The 23,618-nt window shown below is 39.5% G+C and carries 21 protein-coding genes; 11 read left to right on the top strand and 10 right to left on the bottom strand.

All coding sequences use genetic code 11. The features are described 5' to 3' along the window. Positions 1–77: 77 nt before the first annotated feature. Positions 78–1,031 carry a TerC family protein gene (locus tag AAC851_RS09265; RefSeq protein WP_340600794.1) on the top strand — a complete coding sequence of 318 codons (954 nt, stop codon included), beginning with the start codon at positions 78–80 and terminating at the stop codon, positions 1,029–1,031. Between the two features lie 162 nt (positions 1,032–1,193). On the opposite strand, the gene AAC851_RS09260 is transcribed toward AAC851_RS09265, so the two are convergent. Both AAC851_RS09260 and AAC851_RS09255 read right to left on the bottom strand, forming a co-directional pair. Continuing rightward, a complete protein-coding gene (locus tag AAC851_RS09260) occupies positions 1,194–1,754 on the bottom strand; it encodes a hypothetical protein (protein ID WP_340600793.1) in 561 nt (186 codons plus the stop codon). A gap of 14 nt (positions 1,755–1,768) precedes the next feature. Continuing rightward, a complete protein-coding gene (locus tag AAC851_RS09255) occupies positions 1,769–2,140 on the bottom strand; it encodes a hypothetical protein (protein ID WP_340600792.1) in 372 nt (123 codons plus the stop codon). A 325-nt stretch (positions 2,141–2,465) separates the two neighbouring features. Here AAC851_RS09255 and guaD point away from each other — a divergent pair, with 325 nt between their 5' ends. The 3 genes from guaD (at position 2,466) to AAC851_RS09240 (ending at position 5,016) form a co-directional block, all read left to right on the top strand. Beyond that, entirely contained in the window at positions 2,466–3,782 is a 1,317-nt protein-coding gene (gene guaD, locus AAC851_RS09250; RefSeq protein WP_340600791.1) for a guanine deaminase, read from the top strand. A 225-nt stretch (positions 3,783–4,007) separates the two neighbouring features. Next, positions 4,008–4,538 (top strand): hypoxanthine phosphoribosyltransferase, encoded by a 531-nt coding sequence (hpt, locus tag AAC851_RS09245; RefSeq protein WP_075316468.1) that lies wholly within the window; start codon positions 4,008–4,010, stop codon positions 4,536–4,538. Between the two features lie 226 nt (positions 4,539–4,764). Then, a complete protein-coding gene (locus AAC851_RS09240; RefSeq protein WP_004637321.1) occupies positions 4,765–5,016 on the top strand; it encodes a GlsB/YeaQ/YmgE family stress response membrane protein in 252 nt (83 codons plus the stop codon). A 53-nt stretch (positions 5,017–5,069) separates the two neighbouring features. On the opposite strand, the gene AAC851_RS09235 is transcribed toward AAC851_RS09240, so the two are convergent. The 6 genes from AAC851_RS09235 to rpmH all read right to left on the bottom strand — a co-directional run bounded on the left by AAC851_RS09235 (position 5,070) and on the right by rpmH (position 10,003). After that, positions 5,070–5,768: a DsbC family protein gene (locus AAC851_RS09235; protein WP_160132273.1), complete on the bottom strand. Its 699-nt coding sequence runs from the start codon at positions 5,766–5,768 to the stop codon at positions 5,070–5,072. Positions 5,769–5,902: 134 nt separating this feature from the next. Then, complete coding sequence (gene mnmE, locus AAC851_RS09230; protein ID WP_340601042.1) at positions 5,903–7,258, bottom strand: tRNA uridine-5-carboxymethylaminomethyl(34) synthesis GTPase MnmE; 1,356 nt, start codon at positions 7,256–7,258, stop codon at positions 5,903–5,905. Between the two features lie 91 nt (positions 7,259–7,349). After that, entirely contained in the window at positions 7,350–9,110 is a 1,761-nt protein-coding gene (gene yidC / locus AAC851_RS09225; protein WP_005091949.1) for a membrane protein insertase YidC, read from the bottom strand. 2 nt (positions 9,111–9,112) lie between these two features. After that, positions 9,113–9,436: a membrane protein insertion efficiency factor YidD gene (gene yidD / locus AAC851_RS09220; RefSeq protein WP_005086077.1), complete on the bottom strand. Its 324-nt coding sequence runs from the start codon at positions 9,434–9,436 to the stop codon at positions 9,113–9,115. Positions 9,437–9,445: 9 nt separating this feature from the next. After that, positions 9,446–9,841 carry a ribonuclease P protein component gene (gene rnpA / locus AAC851_RS09215; protein ID WP_004637316.1) on the bottom strand — a complete coding sequence of 132 codons (396 nt, stop codon included), beginning with the start codon at positions 9,839–9,841 and terminating at the stop codon, positions 9,446–9,448. A gap of 27 nt (positions 9,842–9,868) precedes the next feature. After that, complete coding sequence (rpmH, locus tag AAC851_RS09210) at positions 9,869–10,003, bottom strand: 50S ribosomal protein L34 (RefSeq protein ID WP_000831329.1); 135 nt, start codon at positions 10,001–10,003, stop codon at positions 9,869–9,871. A gap of 670 nt (positions 10,004–10,673) precedes the next feature. On the opposite strand from rpmH, the gene dnaA reads away from it, so the two are divergent. The 4 genes from dnaA to gyrB all read left to right on the top strand — a co-directional run bounded on the left by dnaA (position 10,674) and on the right by gyrB (position 16,969). After that, on the top strand, positions 10,674–12,068 hold the full coding sequence (gene dnaA / locus AAC851_RS09205; RefSeq protein WP_115736300.1) for a chromosomal replication initiator protein DnaA: 1,395 nt from the start codon (positions 10,674–10,676) through the stop codon (positions 12,066–12,068). Positions 12,069–12,180: 112 nt separating this feature from the next. Further along, the gene (gene dnaN, locus AAC851_RS09200; protein WP_340600790.1) at positions 12,181–13,329 is read left to right on the top strand and encodes a DNA polymerase III subunit beta; all 1,149 of its coding nucleotides are present in this window, start codon (positions 12,181–12,183) and stop codon (positions 13,327–13,329) included. A gap of 27 nt (positions 13,330–13,356) precedes the next feature. Next, on the top strand, positions 13,357–14,451 hold the full coding sequence (gene recF / locus AAC851_RS09195; protein WP_100833004.1) for a DNA replication/repair protein RecF: 1,095 nt from the start codon (positions 13,357–13,359) through the stop codon (positions 14,449–14,451). 49 nt (positions 14,452–14,500) lie between these two features. Then, a complete protein-coding gene (gyrB, locus tag AAC851_RS09190; RefSeq protein ID WP_160132007.1) occupies positions 14,501–16,969 on the top strand; it encodes a DNA topoisomerase (ATP-hydrolyzing) subunit B in 2,469 nt (822 codons plus the stop codon). Positions 16,970–17,058: 89 nt separating this feature from the next. On the opposite strand, the gene AAC851_RS09185 is transcribed toward gyrB, so the two are convergent. Then, complete coding sequence (locus AAC851_RS09185) at positions 17,059–17,616, bottom strand: VTT domain-containing protein (RefSeq protein ID WP_004637309.1); 558 nt, start codon at positions 17,614–17,616, stop codon at positions 17,059–17,061. Positions 17,617–17,949: 333 nt separating this feature from the next. Beyond that, positions 17,950–19,878: an ATP-binding cassette domain-containing protein gene (locus AAC851_RS09180; RefSeq protein WP_160132008.1), complete on the bottom strand. Its 1,929-nt coding sequence runs from the start codon at positions 19,876–19,878 to the stop codon at positions 17,950–17,952. Between the two features lie 229 nt (positions 19,879–20,107). Here AAC851_RS09180 and AAC851_RS09175 point away from each other — a divergent pair, with 229 nt between their 5' ends. The 3 genes from AAC851_RS09175 (at position 20,108) to AAC851_RS09165 (ending at position 23,554) form a co-directional block, all read left to right on the top strand. Then, positions 20,108–21,109, top strand: coding sequence for a putative solute-binding protein (locus tag AAC851_RS09175; protein WP_075314249.1), 1,002 nt, complete (start codon positions 20,108–20,110; stop codon positions 21,107–21,109). A 141-nt stretch (positions 21,110–21,250) separates the two neighbouring features. Next, positions 21,251–22,261 (top strand): putative solute-binding protein, encoded by a 1,011-nt coding sequence (locus AAC851_RS09170; RefSeq protein WP_075314250.1) that lies wholly within the window; start codon positions 21,251–21,253, stop codon positions 22,259–22,261. A gap of 288 nt (positions 22,262–22,549) precedes the next feature. Continuing rightward, the gene (locus AAC851_RS09165) at positions 22,550–23,554 is read left to right on the top strand and encodes a putative solute-binding protein (RefSeq protein WP_075314251.1); all 1,005 of its coding nucleotides are present in this window, start codon (positions 22,550–22,552) and stop codon (positions 23,552–23,554) included. The last annotated feature ends 64 nt before the right edge of the window (positions 23,555–23,618 follow it).

Below are 23,618 nucleotides of genomic sequence, written 5' to 3'. Positions count from 1 at the left end.
TGAAACAGATGTTTTTTTAATTCATCTGGCAACTGGTCAAGGTTTTTTTATGTCCATTTGCCAGATAGGGAGTAGTGATGGAAACTATCGGCAATTTATGGCTATACCTTGCCTTTTTTGGCATTGTGTCGGTGATGTTAATCATCGACTTTTTAGGTTTTAAACAGAAGCAAAACCAAAATGTTCCTTTTAAACAAGCTGCTTATTGGAGTATTGCTTGGGTCACTGTCGCCATACTGTTTGGTGGTGGATTGTGGCTGTATCTCCAACAAACGGTTGGGGTGAACATTGCCAATCAAAAAACCATGGAATACTTTGCAGGTTATTTGTTAGAAAAATCTTTAGCGATTGACAACGTTTTTGTTTGGTTAATGATTTTCTCTGCATTTGCGATTCCTTCTGCACTGCAACGTAAAATCCTACTCTACGGCGTATTAGGTGCCATCGTATTAAGAACCATCTTTATCTTTATTGGCGCTTGGTTCGTTCAAGAGTTTTCATGGATTCTTTATATCTTTGGTGCTTTCCTCGTTTACACCGGCTTTAAATTTCTTAAAGGGCAGGAGGAAGAAAGCAATATCGAAGACAATGCTTTACTGAAATGGTTACGTAAACACCTACGCATTACACCTCAACTAGAAGGCAATAAATTCTTCGTCTGCCGAAATGGCCTTTTGTGGGCGACGCCGTTATTTTTAGTATTAGTACTGGTCGAAGCTTCTGATGTCATTTTTGCTGTGGACTCGATTCCTGCGATTTTTGCTGTAACGACTGATCCATTCATCGTTTTAACTGCAAACTTAATGGCAATTTTAGGCTTGCGTGCGATGTTCTTCTTACTCGCTGGTGCAGCAACCAAAATGCATTATTTACCTTATGGCTTAGGTATTATTTTATTGTTTATCGGTACGAAAATGTTGTTGTTGGATGTGTTCCACATGCCGATCTGGATCTCACTCGGCTTTATCATCTTGGTATTGAGTATTACGGCGTATCTATCGTTACGTCACAATAAACATCAAGCGGAATAAATTAATTTTTAATTGGTTTGATCTTAATGATCCACTCTTGATACCTTTTTAAGCCTATACAAAGCTCGATATCTATAGCATATCAAATTAAGCAGAAGGATACTCACTAAGCTGAGTATCTTTTTTTAAGACTAAATTTCAATATTAAAACTCTATAGCTAATCACTCCGCCTCCAAGAAAGGAACAAAAGCAAAATAAAAATCTTCTCTTTCAGGATAATCATTCACATCAACCAACTTCGTACCTCTAGCAGTATACATTTCTAAACATGGAGGATCATTTTCAAAATCAGCCCATCCTAAAAAAACTTCATTGTACTGATCATTCATTCTAGTAATAGGAACACGAAAATATAGGAGCTTTCCATCAAGCTCTTCATTATGATTGTTCCATCTAAAAAGCTCTAGTTCTCTCACGTCAAATTGTTCATTTTCAATAATCTGATAATAAAGAACCTGATCAGTATCATCATTAAATGCAACAAGTTCCTCTGATAAAAAATCATTTGAATGGTAAGTTAAAAAAGTTTCATTTTTAGGGACACTTATATCATCAATAATTACTTCAATCAGTGCAAAGCTTTGTCTTCGCTCTCCTTGATCATTTCTATACTCAAATAATATCCACATGGTCTCAATTTGCTGTTTCATTTCCTCAAGGAGGGTAGAACTATTTTTAAATGCTTTAAAACCATGCGTTATAGCAAGAAGAACTTTTGACAAGACTAACTACCTTTTTAAAAACACTCGGCAACAAACATTTGATGTAAACCCAGTTTGATTGGGATTAGGTTTATATCGTCAAAAGTTGAATTGAACATCTCTTTATCAGCTTTGTTCACTTTGATTCGACCCGCTGATCTACTTTCATTTTGCTCTTTTGGGACAAAATTAATTTGAATTATTTCAATATTGTTATCTCTCGGCTGTATATCAAAGGTCAAATTCTTCTTTGGAATATCATCTAGTTTAAAGTCTCCCTTCGTAATGTCTTTTAATTGATCTTGGCATTCTAGAGTATGCTTAAAAGTACTTTGATAAGTTTTATTGTTAGAATCACATGCTGAAATAGTGATTGCCAACAAAATAATTAATCCTATTTTTTTCATAAATTTTATCTCAATTTCTAAAATTTCAAATACTGCAAATCTAGTTTAAACGAGATCACTCTCGCAACCTTCATCAACAATACAAAACTTATAAAAAATATTATTTAGTAAATTTTTTAATTTTGACTTATCAATATACTGCTCTCAAACAGTACTTCTTTTTGCTAAGAATATATACATTCTCACCAAAGATAAACTTAATTCATTGACTCAAAAAATTTACTCACATTTATACACTTTTTAGTGGCTTAATTTAGGCGAATATTCCAGTAACTTGGACAAAATCAGGTACAATCAACCGAAAAAAGTAAAACTGTAGGTTGTTATGACGTTGGCTACTTCGATCACGGTTATTCGTGGTCGCTTCTTAGATATTCAAAAAACTGTTTCCCAAGCGACTGAAATCGCAGACCAAGTGCGATATATCGAAGATGGTATTCTGATCACTGAACAAGGCAAAATTCGTTGGTTTGGCACTTGGGATGCGGCTCAAGATCACCTACCTACAGATGTTGAGATTCAACATTATCCAGATCAATTGATCATTCCTGGGATGATTGACACCCACATCCACTTCCCACAAACAGAAATGGTCGGTGCCTACGGTGAACAATTACTCAGTTGGCTCAATACCTATACGTTCCCAACTGAAATCCAGTTCAAAGACCAAGCCTATGCCGAAGAAATTGCAAAATTCTTTGTGCAAGAGTTACTTAAAAATGGAACCACTACGGCACTGGTGTTTTGTACTGTTCATCCTGAATCTGTGAATGCTTTATTTGAAGCCGCAGAACAATACCAAATGCGTTTAATCGCAGGTAAAGTCATGATGGATCGTCATGCACCTGAAGCACTGTGCGACACTGCAGAGAGCGCCTACGATGATTCTAAGGCCCTGATCGAAAAGTGGCATGGCCAAGGTCGCGCTTTATACGCCATTACACCTCGATTTGCACCAACCTCTACACCAGAACAGCTAGAAAAAGCAGGGCAACTCAAAGCAGAATATCCTGATGTCTATGTACATACTCATTTAAGTGAAAATAAAGATGAGATTGCATGGGTCAAAGATTTATTCCCAGCGCAAAAGGGCTATCTCGATGTCTATCATCACTATGGCTTAACAGGTCAGCGTTCGGTATTCGCGCATTGCGTACATTTAGAAGATGCAGAATGGAAATGCATGCATGAGACTAACTCTGCAATTGCCTTTTGCCCAACGTCTAACCTGTTCTTAGGTAGCGGCTTATTTCCACTAAAGAAAACATGGGAACAACAAGTCAAAGTTGGTTTGGGTACAGATATTGGGGCAGGGACTTCATTTAGCTTATTACAAACCGTCAATGAAGCCTATAAAGTGCAGCAGTTACAAGGTGATAAACTCTCTGCTTTTGAGTCGCTGTATCATGCAACCTTAGGTGGTGCAAAAGCACTTGATCTCGATGATAAGCTCGGCAATTTCAATATCGGTAAAGAAGCTGATTTTGTCGTGCTGAATCTGCAAGCAACGGCTTTACAACAACTACGTCAGTCACGCTCTAAATCAATTGATGACAGCTTATTTGCGCTGTTTACTATGGGCGATGACCGTAATATCGAGGCAACCTATATCTATGGACAAAAAGCCTATAGCGCCAACTAGAGTATTTAATAAGCGTAGGATTGGATTGATCATCTTTGCCATGAGCTGCGCAGTTTTGTTGAAGCGAGACAGTGCTTCACGGCAAAATGATACATATTCTTCATCATCAAAAGATGCATGAAAACTCATTTTGTTTTAAAATTCTCACATTAACTCAAGATTTCGAGGTGTTGCAGGTCAACACCTTTTTTATTTTCCCATTTTTAAAGTTTTAGGAATCTATCGATGACTGTTGCGATGCGCGTAATGATTTCCAGTGAAGAGATCCAAGCCAAAGTGAAAGAGCTAGGTGAAAAAATCAATGCACACTATGCTCAAAGTGATAAAGAACTGGTATTGATTGGTTTACTGCGTGGCTCAGTTATCTTTATGGCAGATTTATGCCGTGCGATTGAAAAACCGCATGAACTCGATTTTATGACTGTTTCAAGCTATGTAAACGGTACAACCGTTTCTTCACGTGATGTCAAAATTTTAAAAGATCTTGATGGTCAAATCCGTGGTAAAGATGTTCTCGTTGTTGAAGATATTATTGATTCAGGACGGACATTAAGTAAAGTTATGGAAATTCTGCAAACCCGTAATCCTAACTCAATCGAGCTATGTACCTTAGTCAGCAAACCTTCACGCCGTGAGATTGATTTAGACGTAAAATTCTTAGGTTTTGAAGTCGAAGATCGATTTATTGTGGGTTATGGTCTCGATTTTGATCAAAAATATCGTCATCTTCCATTTATCGGTGAAATTGGTCTTTGATTAATAAAACAATCTGTATCATTGGTGCTTGAACTGCCCATGCAAAAGTAGCTCAAGCACCTGTTCAGCGACGATTTCGTCGCTTTTTTATTTATTAAATCCTAATTAAAAATATCTCAACACTGCACAAAAATACGACATAAATAAGCAATCCGCTACAGACAAAAGCTCTCCTCATCAAGCAGGATAACTACAAATACTATTGTTAAAACAAGGAGAAATAACAATGTGGTCTCTAATTGTAGCAATTGTCGTTGGTTTCTTTGCGGGTTTAATTGCACGAGCGCTTCATCCAGGTGATGACAAAGCTGGCTTTATTGTTACCACTTTACTCGGTATTTCGGGTTCTTTATTGGCAACCTATGGCGGCCGATTACTCGGCTTATATGGTGAAAATTCAGCGGCTGGATTTATTGCATCTGTGGTCGGTGCTGTGATTATTTTATTCATCTACAACCTCGTTACCAAGAAGAGCTAGAGGCATAGAAATCACTCCCAATTCATGATTGTTATGAATTGGGAGGTTTATATTTATAGTCCCAATTCCTTCCAAATCATTTGAATATCTTCAGCACTACGTCCCCCCACCATCTTTAAGCCATTTGAAAAAATCAAAGTCGGTGTACCATTCACGCCTAATTTACGTCCTAAAGCTAGGTTTCGATCAATTGGATTGGCACAGTTTTTTGCTTTAGGTTGAACATTTTTTTGCAGTAAATTTTTCCATGTATAGGATGGATTTGCATCGCACCAAACTTGCTTAGAAACAGCGATAGATTGCGGTTTTAAGGCATAGATAAAGGTATAAATCGTTACATCATTGAGCTTATCGAGTTCTGCTTCTAATTGCTTACAGTACGGACAGTTTGGATCTGAAAAAATAGCGAGCTGACGTTTACCATTACCTTTGACCGTTTTAATTGCATCTTGTAAAGGGAGTTGTTGCCAATCAATTGAATTTTGCTTAAGTACTAAATCTTTTGTGAGATTTTTTTGGTCTTTTAAACGCACCATTGAACCGATAAACATATGCTCGGCATTTTCATCGAGGTAGATGATTTGATTATCTAGATTTGCACTATATAAACCCGTCATTTCAGTGGCTTGAATATTGGTCACTTGGATATCGGGATAGTTTTTATTTAGATTACTTTTTAAGGTTTCCACATTGGCTAAACTCATCATAGAAACACAGCTCAATAATGAGAATATCCCAATTTTTTTTAACATGACTGACACTCGAATCAAAAATCAGCCGCTATTGTAATCCGTCTCACAAGGCTATACAGCTCGACTTACTGAGTCACAACCAAAATCACACCAATACCCGAGATGTTTCACGTGGAACACTTTTCTAATTGGAATCATTTCCCAATACAGAACGAACCAAAGATTTTTCCGAGCAGATCATCCGCACTAAAATCACCAGTGATTTCACCGAGGGCGTTTTGTGCCAAACGTAAAGACTCTGCAACAAGCTCACCCGCATTAAACACCACAAGCTGCTCACGAGCCTCTGCCAAATAGCGCTGAGTGCGCTTCATTGCGTCTAGATGACGCGTACGGGCAATAAAGGTATCTTCTTCGGGCTGGAAGCCTGCATGCGCTGTAATCGCATCTATGAGCGCCTGAACCCCCATATCCTGTTTTGCTGAAACCCGAATGTGGCGGAAACCTTGATAATCCGTCATTTCTGCTGGTTGACCCGTTAAATCGCATTTATTTCCGATCAACAATAACCGTTTCGGCTCAAGATGATCTGCAAAATATTCATGTGCCAATTGCAACGGTTCATCACCTTGATTTAAGTCATATACCAACAGTAACAAATCCGCTTGCTCAATCTCTTTGATCGCTCGGCGAATACCCTCGCGTTCAACAACATCACCTGTTTCGCGTAAACCAGCCGTATCCGTTAAGGTAATCGGCAGGCCATTCAAACTGATTTTTTCGTGTAAAACATCACGTGTGGTACCCGCAATATCGGTCACAATGGCACGCTCATGTCCAGCCAATGCGTTTAATAAGCTCGATTTTCCAGCATTCGGTTTACCTGCGATCACGACTTGCAAACCTTCACGTAACAATTGACCTTGACGCGCCGATTGTTGTACCGCTTTGACAGAATCTTGTACATCATCCAATAACGCTAGAATTTTACCATCCGCTAAAAAATCAATTTCTTCTTCTGGAAAATCAATCGCGGCTTCCACATGCAAACGCAAGTGAATCAATTTTTCTAAAACAGTATTAATTTTAGTTGAAAAAGCACCTTGTAAAGAACGTACCGCTGAACGTGCTGCTGCCTGTGAGGTTGCATCAATCAAATCTGCAATCGCTTCTGCTTGAACCAAATCCATTTTGCCATTTTCAAAGGCACGCATGGAAAATTCACCCGCCTTTGCAGCTGTCGCACCTAAATCAAGCAAGCGCGCCAACAATGCATTTTGAATGACTGGACCACCATGTCCTTGGATTTCCACTACATCCTCGCCCGTGAACGAGTGGGGATTTGGAAAACATAAGATAATGCCTTCATCCATCACTGAATTATCTACATCATAAAACTGGCGAAAAGCCGCCATTCTTGCAGTAGGTATTTGTTTTTGTGTGAGTTGTTCGGCAATCATATAAGCCTTCGGTCCAGAGAGACGAATGACTCCCACACCTCCACGACCCAACGGTGTAGCAATCGCAGCAATTGTGGTTTGATGTTGCATATTTTTCACTTCACAACCCTAAAATTCAGCCAAATAAAAATCCGCTTAAGATTACCATCTTAAGCGGATTTATTCAGTAAAAGTTGGAGAATTAAGACGCTGACTCAATCTTGTTGAGACGATCTTTTTCTACACTCTTATTGATAAATGACTGTTGCAGAATCGTAATGGCGTTGTTGACGATCCAGTAAAGGACTAAACCTGCTGGGAAGAACAACATAAATACCGTAAAGATGATTGGCATCAAACGGAAAACCTTTGCCTGCATTGGATCAGTCGGTTGTGGATTGAGCATTTGCTGCACATACATGGTAACCCCCATGAGTAGCGGCAAAATAAACCAAGGATCCATCGCCGATAAATCTTGAATCCATAGCAACCAAGGTGCATGACGTAATTCCACACTTTCCATGAGTACCCAATACAGGGCAAGGAAAATTGGCATTTGCAGTAACAACGGCAAACAACCCGATAATGGATTTACTTGTTCACGCTTATACAATGCCATCATTTCTTGAGAGAAACGCATACGGTCATCGCCAAACTCTTCTTTCATGCGTTGCATTTCAGGTGCAATGACACGCATTTTTGCCATCGAACGATAGCTTTTCGATGAAAGTGGCCACAAAATCAGCTTCACTAAGATCGTCAAAAGAATAATTGACCAACCCCAGTTCCCCACGATGTTATGGAAAAATTGCAAGCCAAGGAACAATAGTTTTGCAATCGGCCATAACCAACCATAATCTACGGTTTGATTTAAACCTACAGCTAAATCTTTCAGCTCAGACTGGATCTTTGGACCTGAATAGAACTTTGCATCAACTTCCATCGATGTACCTGCAGGCACATTAATGGTCGGAGAAGTAAAGCCAATAATATTCATCTTGTCCGCAGACTGACGTGATTCTAATTTAGCAGTATATGGCTGACCATCCGCTTGCGTCAGTTTTAAATTACCTGGAATCCATGCACTCACGAAATAGTGCTGAACCATCGCAACCCAAGCATTTTTCGCATCAAGATTTAACTTCTCATCAGAGAAGTTTGAAAACTTGAGTTTATTGTAATGTGCATCAGGTGTACCCCATGCGCCACCCAAGAAGGTCCCTAAGGTAAAGATACCTTGGTCAGATTTACCTGGATCATCTGAGTTATCACGTTTTAACTGACCAAACATTTGACCTTGCCAGTTTTGCTGACTGCGGTTAACGACTTGGTGTTTAACGGTAATTGGATATTCACCTTGAGTGAAAGTGAAAGTTTTAATCACTTCAACGCCTTCAGGTGTTTTAAAGACCAATGGAACAGTCAAAACTTGACTGCTTGCACCATCTGTCGTCGCCACTTTTTTGGCATCTTCCATTGTATATGCTGTTTTTTCAACATCATACATTGGACGACCATTTCGGCTGCTATCTGGTCCATTTAATCCAATTAAGCCTGATTGAGCGACGTAAGTACGGTTCGCATCATTTTCCAGCATGACAAATGGTTGATCACCATTTTTGCTTTGATCATGGCTCAATAACTCAATACGAACAATGTCACCACCTTTTGGATTGATCCAAAGATGATAGAGATCGGTTTGTACTGAAATCAGTTGCTGATTCACAGAGGTAGTTTCTGTGGCTTGTTGTGATGCAGTCACATTTGCTTGTGGCAAGTCTGAAGCCGCTGTTGCATTTTGAGCATTTGGCAAATCTGCAGACACATCATGTGCACTGACCACTGCCGCTTGTTGTTGCGGAGCTGGTGCAGCATGACCATAATCTTTTTGCCAAGCCAAAATAAGCAAATATGCGGTAACAAACATGGCTCCAAGAATTGCAAATCTGGCCCATTGTTGCATAACTAATATCCCAAATGATTAGAGAAATTTTGCTTACATAAACGATCACGAAAGGGTACAGCAACGTGATGCATTTGAGAATCTATTTGATGAAACGAAATAAAACGAACTGCTTTAGGCGGCACTGGGTCATAACCCGACCCTCCCCAAGGATGACAACGACAAACGCGTTTAGTTGACAGCCAAACTCCTTTAACTGCCCCATGCGTTTGTAAAGCTTCTATAGCATATTGAGAACAAGTTGGAATATAGCGGCAACGTGGCCCCAATAATGGACTTATTGCGATTTGGTAGCATCTTATCAACCAATGCAGGATACGTACCATTGGAGATCTCTAATTTTGGAGGGCGGTGGTAGCGACTTTAGAATGCTTTTTTGCTAAACGTTGTAATTTTTGCCAAGCAAAATCTAATTGTTGATGTAATTCTTGATTTGAAATTGTGTCTATACCTACTTTAGGCATTACCACAATATCGATATCAGCATTAAATTGTGCTTGATGTAAACGAAAGCTCTCACGAGCAAGACGTTTTACCCGATTTCGTTCATGTGCACGACGCACCTTTTTTTTAGCAACGACAATACCCAAACGGCTATTTGGCTGTTCGGTTAATTTTGCTAAAAAAAGGAAATGGGGCTGATGCACTTTAAAAAGCGCACCATCAAATACACTTTTGTAATCTGCAGCACAACGAATACGAAATTCAGTGCCAAAACTGTAAAGTGTCATCACCCAAATCTGGTCAGCTTAACAGTATTAAACAGTTAAGCTATGACGACCTTTCGCACGACGACGAGCTAAAACCTGACGACCAGCTTTAGTTGCCATACGAGCACGGAAACCATGAACGCGTTTACGCTTTAATTCAGATGGTTGGAAAGTACGTTTCATATCGAAACTCCCAAAATGATCTTTCTATAAAGGTCCGCGATTTTATTGTGCAATGTTTACGCTGTCAATCAAAAATCAAAAACTTTACATTTTATCTTGTACTTTTTCTTTCATATTTTGGTCGTGCACTTTCTTCTCTATTCTTGAAAACAAAAAACATACACAAGCTATCTATTTAAATTATATCAACAATAATATATATTCACAGCCTATCCATAGACTTACCCACAATAAAGCAAATGTTTTAAATTTATTCTTTGGATTTTGAATTTAAATTTCGATATGCTCAGTTATCCACACTTCGGTTCGATTTATAAATAAATTCAAATTTTAAAATTTAAATTTATTACTATTAGGGTGGATATTTTCTGTGGAGAACCACATATTTTCATCATTAAACATATGGTTACCTTGTGGGTAACTCTGTTTTTATTGATTTTATAGATTGTGGATAACTTAGTGGTTAAAACTATCCACAGGATGTGCTAAAAGTTATTCACAAGTGCTTTGAATTTAAATTTAATTCACGAATGCTTTCTTTTTCATCGAAAGTATCTGAAATTTTCCTGACAGATGTGGATAACTTGGTTAGAATGGCGACCCCTTCGGAATGCAAGGGTGGTGGTTTTTTTGTTTTTTAAATTTAAAAATGGATAAATAGGGGATGCACATGCTCTGGACAGACTGCTTAACTCGCTTGCGACAAGAGCTATCTGATAACGTCTTTGCGATGTGGATTCGTCCTTTGGTTGCGGAAGAAGTTGATGATGTGATGCGGTTATACGCACCTAACCCCTATTGGACGCGTTATATCCAAGATAATCATCTTGAGTTGATTTCTATTTTGGCTGAGCAATTGTCGGAAGGTCGAGTACGCCAAGTCGAGATTTTGGTTGATTCGCGCCCTGGTACTATTCTAGCGAGTAGTGAACAACCTGCGACCACAACTGCTGCATTGAATACAAGTATTCCAATTCCGACAAAAATAAAGAAAGAGGCTGATTTGGTACAGCCGAGCCAAAATGCCAACAAGATTCCAAAGAAAAGACAACTCAATCCATTATTTACTTTTTCACTATTTGTTGAAGGTCGCTCTAACCAAATGGCAGCAGAAACCTGCCGTAAGGTTTTAACCCAGTTGGGAGCTTCACAACATAATCCATTATTTTTATATGGACCGACAGGTCTTGGTAAAACGCATCTTATGCAAGCTGTAGGTAATGCTTTACTACAAGCTAAACCCAACGCTCGTGTGATGTATATGACTTCTGAAAGTTTTGTGCAGGACTTTGTTAGTTCATTGCAAAAAGGAAAAGTTGAAGAGTTTAAAAAGAATTGCCGTTCTTTAGATTTATTATTGGTTGATGATATTCATTTATTAGCAGGTAAAGAAGCGAGCTTGGTTGAGTTCTTTTACACCTTCAATGCTTTACTGGATGAATCAAAGCAAATCATTTTGACTTCAGACCGTTATCCAAAAGAGTTGACTGAACTAGACCCGCGTTTAGTTTCCCGTTTTTCTTGGGGATTGTCAGTGGGAGTTGAACCACCAGACATCGAAACTCGTATCGAGATTTTGTTAAAAAAAGCTGAAAATAGTGGTGTAGATTTACCTCGAAATTGTGCTTTATTTATTGCCCAACAAGTGGTTGCCAATGTACGAGAGCTTGAAGGTGCACTGAATAAAGTCGTAGCGATCTCGCGTTTTAAAGGGACAGCAATCGATTTAGATGTGGTACGAGAATCGTTGAAAGATGTCTTGGCGATTCGTGCGCGAACCATTAGTGTGGAAAATATTCAGCGTGTAGTAAGTGAATATTTCCGTATTCCATTAAAAGAATTGATTGGACCGAAGCGTACGCGTATTTATGCTCGACCTCGTCAGTTGGCAATGGGGTTGGCACGTGAATTGACAGGGGATAGTTTTCCTGAAATCGGTATGGCTTTTGGTGGTCGTGACCACAGTACTGTAATGCATGCCTGTGAAAAAGTTGTCAGTTTGCGAGAAGAAGATCCAATTTTTAATGAAGACTATAAAAATTTACTACGTTTGTTGCAAAGCTAGTTTTGAGCATTATTGCAACTGACTCTATTTTCCTAGTTGCAAACTATTTTTAAGTGCAGCATAGTACACTGCTAATATTCGTAATCAGCTTCCGTTGTAAGAGGAATAAACCGTGCGTTTGAAAATCGCTAAAGAAAGTTTAGTCAATGTTTTATCTCATGTGGTGGGGGCTGTAGAACGTCGTCATACATTGAATATTCTTTCGAATGTCAAAATTCAAACTACACCGCATGCGTTAACCATTACAGGTTCTGATTTGGAAGTTGAGTTAGTGGCAAGCACAAATTTAGCCGAAGGTGCGTGTTTGGAGCCGGGTGAAACCACCGTTCCTGCGCGTAAATTGGTCGAAATTTGTAAATCTCTACCTACAGCTGCCTTGGTTGATCTACAAATTACGGAAGATCAGCGCTGTATTTTAAAATCAGGTAATAGTCGTTTCGTTTTGGGCACCTTGCCTGCTGAAGATTATCCTTTGCTCACTACTGAAAATAATCAGGGGACACAAGTTCAAGTGACCCAACGTGAGTTAAAACGCTTATTTGAAAAAACAGCGTTTGCTATGGCGGTTCAGGATGTACGTTTTTATCTCACAGGTACTTTGCTAGAAATTGATCAGAATCAATTGCGAACTGTAACAACAGATGGGCACCGTTTGGCATTGTGTGAAGTTTTAGCTTCTTCGACCGCCTCTGCTCCAATGCAAGCAATTGTGCCACGTAAGGCCGTTGGTGAATTACAACGTTTGCTGAGTATTGAAGATGAACAGTTGACCCTGTTGATTGGTCGTGAATTATTAAATGTGACCATCAACACGCCGAGCCGAGACAAAGAGCAGAGCGATATCACAGTACGTTTTACCACGAAGCTGATTGATGGTAAGTTCCCAGACTATCGTCGTGTGATTCCAAGAGGTGGCGATAAGCATGTTCTCATCGCACATGATGTTTTCAAACAATCCTTACAGCGTGTGGCGATTTTGAGTAATGAAAAACTGAGAGGGGTTTTCTTAAACTTCAATCAAGATTCATTACAGTTACGCGCTAATAACCCAGAACAAGATGAAGCTGTTGAAGATTTGGCTATCCAGTATCAAGATGCGCCTTTAGAGATGTCCTTTAATGCCCAATATATTTTGGATGTATTGAGTGTTCTTGATGGGGATGATGTAAGAATGAGCATGACCGAAGCCAATCAATCGGTGCTTGTGCAAGATCCTGCTCATCCTGATCAAACTTATGTTGTGATGCCAATGCGTGTTTAATCAACATTGATCATTTGAGTTTAAAGCATGCAAATTACGCGTTTAAATATCGAGCGTGTACGAAATTTAAAAACGGTTGCACTCACTGAGTTGCAACCGTTTAATATTTTTTACGGAGCCAATGGTTCTGGAAAGACCTCAATTTTGGAATCGATCCATTTGTTGGCTACTGGTCGTTCATTTCGCACTCATATTCCAAAGCATTACATTCAGTATGAGGCTGATGATGCGATTGTCTTTGCACAATCAGTTCATGAGCGGATGGGGATGCGAAAACTGGCTTCTGGTGAACAGTTGATTAAAATCAATGGCGATACCATCGCAACACAAGGACAATTAGCCAAGCGATTACCATTGCAACATTTAGATCCACAAAGTACCGATATTATTGATCAAGGTGCCAAGCCTAGGCGACAGTTGTTAGATTGGTTGATGTTCCACGTGGAACCTGAGTTTTACTTTGCTTGGCAATATTATTCTCGTGCACTTAAGCAGCGTAATAGCTTACTTAAAACACGGCGGAATTTGACTTTGGCTGATTTGGAGCCATGGAACAAAATGTTGAGCGATTATGGTGAAATTTTGCACTCGCAGCGGGTTGGTATTTTAGAGCAATGGAATTTATTTTTTAAGGAAGATTTAAAGCAACTTTTGCCTGATATCGAAATCGAATTGGAATACCATGCAGGGTTTCATACTGAGCAAGGGCTATTGCAAGATTTAGTACAGCAACATCAAAAAGATTTGGATCGACGCTATACTGAGTATGGGCCGCATCGTGCTGATTTACGCTTAAAAACCAAGGGCGATGCCATGCGCAGTGATGCTGCTCATGTGTTATCACGAGGACAAAAAAAGTTGTTAATCATGGCATTAAAACTGTCACAAATTGCAATGCTACATGCGAGTAATAAGGAAACTGTGGTATTATTAGATGATCTGACAGCAGAGTTAGATGTAGCTGCACAACAACGTTTAATGGAGCGATTGAGTCAATTAGGAAGTCAGGTTTTTATGACCACCTTAGACCATACGTCGGTATTAAAACACTTACATGATTTGTCGATTTCTTTTCAATTGTTCCACGTTGTTCACGGTCAAGTCAGTCCTGCTGCGCCATAATTTTATTTCCTCATCTTTGGATAGATTAGATATTTACTAGGGAGTAACCATGAGTTCAGAGTCTCAATCAGTCTCTCAAACAGAACAAACAAATGAAAAGGCTTATGATTCCTCTAGTATTAAAGTATTACGTGGATTAGACGCGGTTCGTAAACGTCCTGGCATGTACATCGGGGATACTGATGACGGTACAGGTTTACATCACATGGTGTTTGAGGTGGTGGACAACGCCATCGATGAAGCATTGGCAGGCCACTGTGATGAAATTTTAGTCACGATTCATGAAGATGAATCTGTGAGTGTCTCGGATAATGGTCGTGGTATTCCAACTGATATTCACCCTGAAGAAGGGGTTTCTGCCGCAGAAGTAATTCTTACGATTCTGCACGCAGGCGGTAAGTTTGATGACAATAGTTATAAAGTCTCAGGTGGCTTGCATGGTGTAGGTGTTTCAGTTGTAAATGCTTTATCAAGTAAATTGCAACTGACGATCCATCGTGCAGGTCAAGAACACCAGCAAGAATATCATCATGGTGATCCGCAATACCCATTACGTGTGATTGGTGAAACTGATCGTACGGGTACGATTGTGCGTTTTTGGCCAAGTGCTGAAACCTTTAGCCAAACCATTTTCAATGTTGATATCTTGGCACGTCGATTACGTGAGTTATCTTTCTTGAATGCAGGCGTCCGTATTGTATTACGTGATGAACGTGTCAATCTTGAAAATGTCTATGATTATGAAGGTGGTTTATCCGAGTTCGTTAAGTACATCAACGAAGGTAAAACACATCTCAATGAGATTTTCCATTTCACTACCGATGCGGATAATGGCATTAGTGTGGAAGTGGCATTGCAATGGAATGATAGCTATCAAGAAAATGTACGTTGTTTTACCAACAACATTCCACAAAAAGATGGCGGTACGCATTTAGCTGGTTTCCGTGCAGCATTAACCCGTGGCTTAAATAGCTACATGGAAAATGAAAACCTGCTCAAAAAAGAAAAAGTTGTGGTGTCTGGGGATGATGCCCGTGAAGGCTTGACGGCAATTATCTCAGTTAAAGTGCCTGATCCTAAATTCTCTTCGCAAACCAAAGAAAAGTTGGTGTCGAGTGAAGTGAAACCTGCGGTTGAGCAGGCGATGAACAAAGAGTTTTCTGCCTATTTGTTAGAAAACCCGCAAGCTGCGAAATCAATCGCTGGCAAGATTATCGATGCTGCTCGTGCTCGTGATGCGGCGCGTAAAGCACGTGAAATGACTCGTCGTAAGAGTGCTTTGGATATTGCAGGTTTACCAGGTAAATTGGCAGATTGTCAGGAAAAAGATCCAGCTTTGTCTGAACTATATCTGGTCGAGGGTGACTCTGCGGGCGGGAGCGCTAAACAAGGTCGTAACCGTAAAATGCAGGCAATTTTACCGCTGAAAGGTAAAATTCTAAACGTTGAACGTGCGCGTTTTGACAAGATGATTTCAAGTCAAGAAGTGGGCACTTTAATCACGGCGTTAGGCTGTGGTATTGGTCGTGAAGAATATAATCCTGACAAATTACGTTATCACAAAATCATTATCATGACCGATGCGGACGTGGATGGCTCACATATTCGTACTCTGTTGTTGACCTTCTTCTTCCGCCAAATGCCTGAGTTGGTAGAACGCGGTTATATTTATATTGCTCAACCGCCATTGTATAAATTGAAAAAAGGCAAGCAAGAGCAATATCTTCAAGATAATGAAGCGCTTGAAACCTTCCTTATTTCAAATGCAATTGATGAATTGGCGTTACATGTGAGTGCAGATGCGCCAGCGATCAGTGGTGAGGCGTTAGCGAGTGTGATCGCAGATTATCAAGTTTCACAAAAGAGCTTACAGCGTTTAACACAACGTTATCCAGCAAGTTTGTTAGATGGTCTGTTAGAACTAGATGCATTTAAAATCGATCATAACCACGAACGTGAGTATGTTGAGACTTGGGCAGAGCAATTGCGTTCAGCCATTGAAGCATTGCAGCCGAACCTTCGTCCTGAAATCAGTTTAGAAGCATTTGAGCGTGAAAATGCTCAAGGTGAGAAATCAGCACATTATTGGCCACGTGTCACGGTGTACGTCCATAACTTACCGCATGCTTATTTATTAGATGCTGGATTATTAAATTCAGCAGAATATGCGCGCTTACTTAAAAACTCAAAGAGCTGGTTTAAGTTACTTGAAGAAGGGGCTTACTTACAGAAAGGTGAGCGTCGTATCCAAGTGGCAAGTTTCCATCAGGTTTGGCAGCATATTTTACAAGACTCTCGCCGTGGCATGATGATTCAACGCTATAAAGGTTTGGGTGAAATGAATGCTGAGCAACTTTGGGAAACTACGATGGATCCTGAAAATCGCAATATGTTGCAAGTGACCATTGATGATGCGATTGAGGCGGATCGTATGTTCTCATGTCTCATGGGTGATGATGTTGAACCTCGTCGTGCCTTCATTGAAGAAAATGCACTCAATGCAGATATTGACGCTTAAATTCTGGATGTAAAAAAAGACGATGCCTTGGAGCATCGTCTTTTTTTTTGAAAACTAGCAGGGAAGGTTTCACGTGGAACACTACAGGATTAACTATCTACCAAATCACTCACTTGAATAATCGCGTGACCAAATAAATAACCTGCAGTAACTAGAACACTGATCCACAGCAACGCACCTAGGATATTGTAAACTACAAAGTGCGTATAATTCATATTGCTTGAACCTGCTGCTAGCGGTGCAAATGAGCGTGCAAAAGGAATGAAGCGGGCAAGAAGGATAGTTTTCCCACCATGCTTTAAGAAAAACACATTGGTTTTTTGTAGGTATTCTTGTTTGATGAAGCGAGATTCTGTATTGAAAATTCGATCACCAAAATGGCGACCAATATGGAAATTCACCATATAACCCAATGCAGCAGCGAAAAAAAGCAGTGTAATCATATAGCCAAGATGCATAATTTCGACTACTGAACACAAAGCGCCAACAGCAAGTAATAGGCTATCACCGGGTAAGAAGAACATGAAAACAAAAGCTGTTTCAGAAAAAATAATCAGAAAGAGAATAGCGTAAATCCATAAACCATATTCTTGAACTAGGATTGGCAGGAAGTGTTCGAAATTAAAAAGAAAGTCTAAAGAGTTCATTCAGTTTGTAGTGTCCCAAATAACGTACTCAGCAAATTGCAGTACAAAAAATATTAAACGAATCTAACCCTCAAGATTCATTCGTAGGTGATAACATTACAATAATGGGGCTTGAGTATATCTAGCCTGAAGCCAAAGCTCAATTTTTTGAGAAAATTCAAATTTTAATCGAGATTAAAAAGTGAGATAAAAGAATAACATTATTCAATACAGATTTATGTTACGGGGATGTTGATTTGAGCTTGGGAACAGGCTTAAAGGTTTTTAAATATCTACATGTATCTAAGATCCATATATTTCTATGCAGTAAATATATGGATCTATATTTTTAAATTAATGCGTAAATGACGCTTCTAATTCTTCTAACTCCATCATGAAGGTGAGCAATTGTTCTTCATATTGCTCTAGTTTGTTTTTTAATTCACTTTGTTCATTCATGAGCTTGATTAGATCATCTTTGCGATTAGCTTCGTACAATGCACTATCAGCCAACGAATGTTCAATATCGACTAAACGAGGCTGAATCTTTTCAATTTGAGCTTCGACTTTTTCAATATTTTTACGCAAAGGACGGGTGACTTCACGACGTCGAGCAGCTTCTTTACGTTGTGCTTCTTTATCAACTTTCACGCTGTTTACTTGTTGATTGGTCGCTTGTTGTTGTAATGCATTTTGGGCATTGATTTGTTGTTGACGTGCTTCTCGTAACCATTTTGCATAGTCTTGTAGGTCACCATCAAACTCAGTACAACGCCCTGCATGTACTAACAATAATTCATCACAGACACTGGCAATGAGTTGGCGTTCATGTGAAACCAGTACCACAGCGCCTTCGAAATCTTGTAAGGCCATACTGAGTGCATGACGCATATCTAAATCTAAATGGTTGGTGGGTTCATCCAAAATTAAAACATTTGGACGTTGCCAAACGATGAGTGCTAACGCTAAGCGCGCACGTTCGCCACCAGAGAAGCTTTCACATGGTGTATCCATACGTTCGCCACTAAAACCAAACCCACCCAGAAAAGCTCGTAATGATGCTTCACTGATTTGTTTATCCGCAATCCGTGCAAGTTGCAACATCGGACTGGCATTGGCATCTAAAGCATCCATTTGATGCTGCGCAAAGTAACCAATATTGAGTAGTTCAGATGCTTTACGTTCACCAGACAATAATGCTAAATCACCCACTAAAGTTTTGATCAGTGTTGATTTACCAGCACCGTTCATTCCTAATAAGCCAATACGTGAGCTTGGCGTGATTTGTAAGCGAATTTTTTCGGCAATGATTTTGTCGCTATAACCAATACTGGCTGCATCTAAACTTAATAGCGGAGAACTCATTTTGGTCGGTTCTCGGAAGCTAAATGTAAAGGGCGTATCTACATGGGCTGGAGCAAGTTGTTGCATTCGTTCTAGTTGTTTGATTCGGCTTTGCGCTTGACGTGCTTTGGTGGCTTTCGCTTTAAATCGATCAATAAATTTTTGTAAATGTGCACGAGTTTCTTGCTGTTTCTCAAAAGCTTGTTGTTGTTGTGCTAAACGTTCACTGCGGGTGGTTTCAAAAGTTGAATAATTACCTGTGTACAGGGTCAATTCTTGGTTTTCGATATGAAGGATATGATCAGTAATTGCGTCAAGAAAATCACGGTCATGAGAAATAAGAACCAGTGTCCCCTCATAAGCTTTGAGCCAGTCTTCTAACCACAAGATAGCATCTAAATCTAAATGGTTGGTCGGTTCATCTAGTAGTAAGAGATCTGAACGACTCATCAAAGTACGTGCTAAGTTTAAACGCATGCGCCAACCACCAGAGAAACTGGCGACATTTAAGCTTAATTGATGATCTAAAAAGCCTAAACCAGCCATCAATTGAGCCGCTTTTGCAGGAGCGACATAACCATGAATCTCATCAAAACGCCCATGCAGTTGGGCTAGATCATCGTTACTCAATTGATCGGGGTGAGCTAATCTTTCTTTGATACTCCAGTATTCCTCATCGCCTGAAAGAACAAAGTCAAGCGCAGGCATTTCCAAGGCCTTAATTTCTTGTGCCATGTGCGCAACTGTCCATACCGCAGGACGGATTAAGTTACCTTCGTCAGCAACCAAATCACCCAAGAGCGCTGCGAATAAGGTCGATTTACCAGCACCGTTTACACCCGTTAAGCCAATTTTCCAACCTGGATGAAGTTGCATAGAGGCCTTTTGAAATAAAATTCGGCCACCACGGCGTAGTGAAACTTGGTCAAACTGGATCATAAGTATGCAGCATAGCGAATAGATAGCAGCATTTTAAGGGCTATCCCAATGAATGCAAACTTTTCTACAGCAATCGAAAAAGAGCTTTAAAAAAGTGTGATGAATATGATTAAAACTGATAATAATCCGATGTATGTATATAAAAATACTGTTAATTTGATCAAAATTTGACTATATTGATTTTGCATTGATGGAAAAACATGCAGAACAGCACAGAAGGGAAAACAAGATGAAAAAAGGACTTTGGTTATTGGGGGCTGCGGCTTTATTTGCGATGAGCTCACAAGTACAAGCAAAACAAAAAGTTTGTGTATTCGATTTATTAGGAAGAGCAGGTGAGTCTTATAAACTTCTTGAAGAATGGCGTCTTTCTGCACAAACATGGAAAGCAAATATTGAACTAATTCCTTATCAAGATGAGGAAAAAGCGGAACGCGATTTTGACCAAGGACGCTGTGATGCAGTGTATATGACCTCTATGCGTGCGCGAAAATACAATAAATTTGCGGGTTCGATTGATGCTGTAGGTGCAGTCACCAGTAATGCAATTGCTCAAAAAGCGATTTCATTTGTGCTCGATAAACGTAATCAACGTCGTTTAGTGGCGACTTTCAATGGTGAGAAATTTGAAGTTGCAGGGATTATTCAAGTTGGTTTAGCTTATATTTTTGTGCGTGATAAAAATATTAATACCATTGAAAAGGCCAAAGGCAAGAAATTCGCATATTTACATTATGATCAAGCGCAAAAAGCCATCGTGGAAAGTATTGATCTGGTTGCAGTACCCTCTAATATTTCAGATTTTGTACAAAAATTTAACCGTGGTCAAGTGGATGTAATTGCTGCGCCTGCTTATGCTTACAAACCTTTAGAGATTAATAAAGGTTTAGCAAATGGTGCTTTGTTTAATTTTCCAGTCGTAAATATCACAGGAGATTTGATTATTCGCCCAGAAAAGTTTCCTAGTTCTTTTGGCGCGCAATCACGTCAGTGGTTTGTTGGAAAATTACCAAGTAACTTTGCGATGGTACAACGTTTAGAAGCGGGTATGGATGCAGCTCGTATCAATTTATCGAATGAAGATAAAGTTCGTTACCAAAAAATGTTACGTGATGGGCGAATGAATTTGACCAAAGAAGGTGTATACGATGCAACCATGATGAATGTGTTGAAACGTGCGCGGTGTACGGTTGAACGAACAAATTTTGAATGTTCTTTAAGCGGTGAATAAACCATAAACTGGTTAAAAAATGACAAAATGTAGCAATATTGACACAAAAAATAGAGTACTAACTCTATTTTTTTCCATAAAACATGATTAATATTTGCCTTGTACAAGGAGACAGACATAAGTTTGTAGAAGGAAGAAAAAATGAAAAAAATTGCGTTCGCTGCGATCACCGCATCTATCATGGGTTTTTCTGCGTCAGCTCAAGCAAACAAAGTAGACGTATGTGTATTTGACTTATTGGGTAGATCTGGTGAGTCATATAAAATGATGCAGGATTGGGCATTGGCTGCTAAGGGTTGGGGCGCTGATGTAAATTTGGTTGCATTGACTGATGAAGCTGTTGCAGATAACAACTTCAAAGCTGGTAAGTGTGACGCTGTAGCAATGACTTCAATGCGTGCACGTCCATACAATAAATTCGCTGGTTCAATTGACTCATTAGGTGGTGTAACGAGCAATGAAATTGCGCAACGCGCAATTACGTTTGTATTAGATGCACGTAATGCTGCTAAAATGACTACCAATCTGAGTGGGAAGAAATACGAGGTTGCTGGTATTGCGCCTTTAGGTTCTGCGTATATCTTTGTGCGTGATAAGAGTATCAACTCAATTGAAAAAGCAGCAGGTAAGAAATTTGCTGTGCTTGGTTATGATGATGCACAAAAAATCATGGTACAACGCGTAGGTGCGCAAGCAGTACTTTCAGATATTTCTAACTTTGCTGCAAAGTTTAACAATGGTCAGGTAGATATGGTGGGTGCGCCTGCTTATGCTTATAAACCATTAGAATTAAGCAAAGGTCTAGGTACCAATGGTGCGATGTTTAACTTCCCTGTCTTGCACGTAACTGCAGATTTAGTAATTCGTCCTGAGAAATTCCCAGCAGGTTTTGGTCAAAAGTCACGTGATTGGCATGTAAAACAATTGCCGAAAGCATTTGCAATGATCAAGCGTTTAGAAGCGGAAATTCCTGCAAAATACAGAATGGATTTAAGTGCTGAAGACAAACTTAAATATCAAAAACTATTACGTGATGGTCGTATGGATTTAACCAAGCGTGGTATTTATGATGCCAGCATGATGTCTGTTTTAAAGAAAGCACGTTGTTCAGTTGATAAAGCGAACTTCGAATGTGCATTACCTGGTGAATAATCCAGAATTGCAAAAAAGCATACTTAAAGCCTAGATTTATCTAGGCTTTTTGTTTTTTTGATTATGTCATTAAGGTCATTGTCTTCATGACGAAACACCGTGATGATAGAAGCATAAAAATCAGATGAAATCGTGATGATTTAAAAATATGTTTGATCAGGATGATGAAACAATACCGAATTTAAACATATATTCATTTGAAAGCCTTTATCTGAGGGACTTCATTTGTTCTTCACAAGCTTAAGGTTATGCAACAACACTCAAACTAGATGCAAAGGAAAAAATAACATGCAATGGTTTAAAACAATTTTACTTGCGTCAAGCATCGCCACTGTTTCTGCCGTTACACAAGCAAAGCAAACCCTTTGTGTATTTGATTTAGTGGGTCGAAATGGTGATGTCTATGCTTTGATGAAAGACTATCAGATTGCTGCGAAATCGTGGGGTGCGGACATTGAGTTGCGTGTGGGACAAAATGAAGCCGTACTTGCAGAAGATTTTAAGGCTGGCAAATGTGATGCCGTCAGTATCACAGGCATGCGTGGTCGTCAGTTTAACAAATTTACAGGATCACTCGACGCGATTGGCGCGATTACAGACCTAAAATTTGCAGTCAAAGTCATGCAAGGTTTAGCCAGCCCAACCTTTGCTAAAGCAATGGTGAACGGTCAATATGAAGTGGTGGGCGTTATTCCTGTCGGAGATGCGTACTTGATGGTCAATGATCGTAATATTAATACGGTCGCGAAGGCTGCAGGCAAGAAAATCGCTGTACTAGATTATGATGATGCTCAAAAAATTATGGCAGCTCAAGTGGGTGCGCAAGCGGTAAGTTCAGATGTGACTAACTTCGGAGCAAAATTTAACAATGGTCAGGTTGATATCATTGGCGCACCAGCTGCTGCATTTAAACCACTAGAGTTACATAAAGGCTTAGGTACAAAAGGTGCGATTGTAAATTATCCAATTTTGCAAGTAACGGGAAATATTATTATTCGTTCCGATAAATTCCCAGAAGGTTTTGGGCAAAAATCCAGACAATGGGTGAGTTCTCAATTACCACGGGCCTTTGATATTTTAGGCAAAATGAAAGCTGACATTCCACAAAAGTATTGGATGGAAATACCAGCTTCTGACAAACCTGGATATCAGAAATTAATGCGTGAGGCACGTATTGATTTAACCAAACGCGGTATCTACGATAAGCGTATGATGAAGTTATTATGGCAATTCCGTTGCCGTGAAGATGCCAAGAATTTTGAGTGCGCTTTACAGGACGAAAATTACAAATAATCTTGTGAAAAAGTCTGTAACGACACTTTAAAAGTTCAAAGACCGACCCGATATTAGGTATGCT

The organism is Acinetobacter sp. HZNU-JH01 (assembly GCF_037996845.1).
In the GTDB taxonomy this organism is placed as follows: Bacteria; Pseudomonadota; Gammaproteobacteria; order Pseudomonadales; family Moraxellaceae; genus Acinetobacter; species Acinetobacter haemolyticus.
The sequence above is the reverse complement of the archived record's forward strand: the minus strand, read 5'-3'. Positions and strand labels throughout refer to the sequence as shown.

Excerpts from the sequence above, each read along its gene's own strand:
- recF (WP_100833004.1), top strand. The coding sequence starts at position 13,357 with ATGCAAATTACGCGTTTAAATATCGAGCGTGTACGAAATTTAAAAACG.
- AAC851_RS09255 (WP_340600792.1), bottom strand. The coding sequence starts at position 2,140 with ATGAAAAAAATAGGATTAATTATTTTGTTGGCAATCACTATTTCAGCA.
- AAC851_RS09240 (WP_004637321.1), top strand. The coding sequence starts at position 4,765 with ATGTGGTCTCTAATTGTAGCAATTGTCGTTGGTTTCTTTGCGGGTTTA.
- yidD (WP_005086077.1), bottom strand. The coding sequence starts at position 9,436 with ATGGTACGTATCCTGCATTGGTTGATAAGATGCTACCAAATCGCAATA.
- AAC851_RS09170 (WP_075314250.1), top strand. The coding sequence starts at position 21,251 with ATGAAAAAAATTGCGTTCGCTGCGATCACCGCATCTATCATGGGTTTT.
- AAC851_RS09265 (WP_340600794.1), top strand. The coding sequence starts at position 78 with ATGGAAACTATCGGCAATTTATGGCTATACCTTGCCTTTTTTGGCATT.
- rpmH (WP_000831329.1), bottom strand. The coding sequence starts at position 10,003 with ATGAAACGTACTTTCCAACCATCTGAATTAAAGCGTAAACGCGTTCAT.
- guaD (WP_340600791.1), top strand. The coding sequence starts at position 2,466 with ATGACGTTGGCTACTTCGATCACGGTTATTCGTGGTCGCTTCTTAGAT.
- AAC851_RS09235 (WP_160132273.1), bottom strand. The coding sequence starts at position 5,768 with ATGTTAAAAAAAATTGGGATATTCTCATTATTGAGCTGTGTTTCTATG.
- yidC (WP_005091949.1), bottom strand. The coding sequence starts at position 9,110 with ATGCAACAATGGGCCAGATTTGCAATTCTTGGAGCCATGTTTGTTACC.
- mnmE (WP_340601042.1), bottom strand. The coding sequence starts at position 7,258 with ATGCAACATCAAACCACAATTGCTGCGATTGCTACACCGTTGGGTCGT.
- AAC851_RS09175 (WP_075314249.1), top strand. The coding sequence starts at position 20,108 with ATGAAAAAAGGACTTTGGTTATTGGGGGCTGCGGCTTTATTTGCGATG.
- dnaA (WP_115736300.1), top strand. The coding sequence starts at position 10,674 with ATGCTCTGGACAGACTGCTTAACTCGCTTGCGACAAGAGCTATCTGAT.
- AAC851_RS09180 (WP_160132008.1), bottom strand. The coding sequence starts at position 19,878 with ATGATCCAGTTTGACCAAGTTTCACTACGCCGTGGTGGCCGAATTTTA.
- hpt (WP_075316468.1), top strand. The coding sequence starts at position 4,008 with ATGACTGTTGCGATGCGCGTAATGATTTCCAGTGAAGAGATCCAAGCC.
- AAC851_RS09185 (WP_004637309.1), bottom strand. The coding sequence starts at position 17,616 with ATGAACTCTTTAGACTTTCTTTTTAATTTCGAACACTTCCTGCCAATC.
- gyrB (WP_160132007.1), top strand. The coding sequence starts at position 14,501 with ATGAGTTCAGAGTCTCAATCAGTCTCTCAAACAGAACAAACAAATGAA.
- AAC851_RS09165 (WP_075314251.1), top strand. The coding sequence starts at position 22,550 with ATGCAATGGTTTAAAACAATTTTACTTGCGTCAAGCATCGCCACTGTT.
- rnpA (WP_004637316.1), bottom strand. The coding sequence starts at position 9,841 with ATGACACTTTACAGTTTTGGCACTGAATTTCGTATTCGTTGTGCTGCA.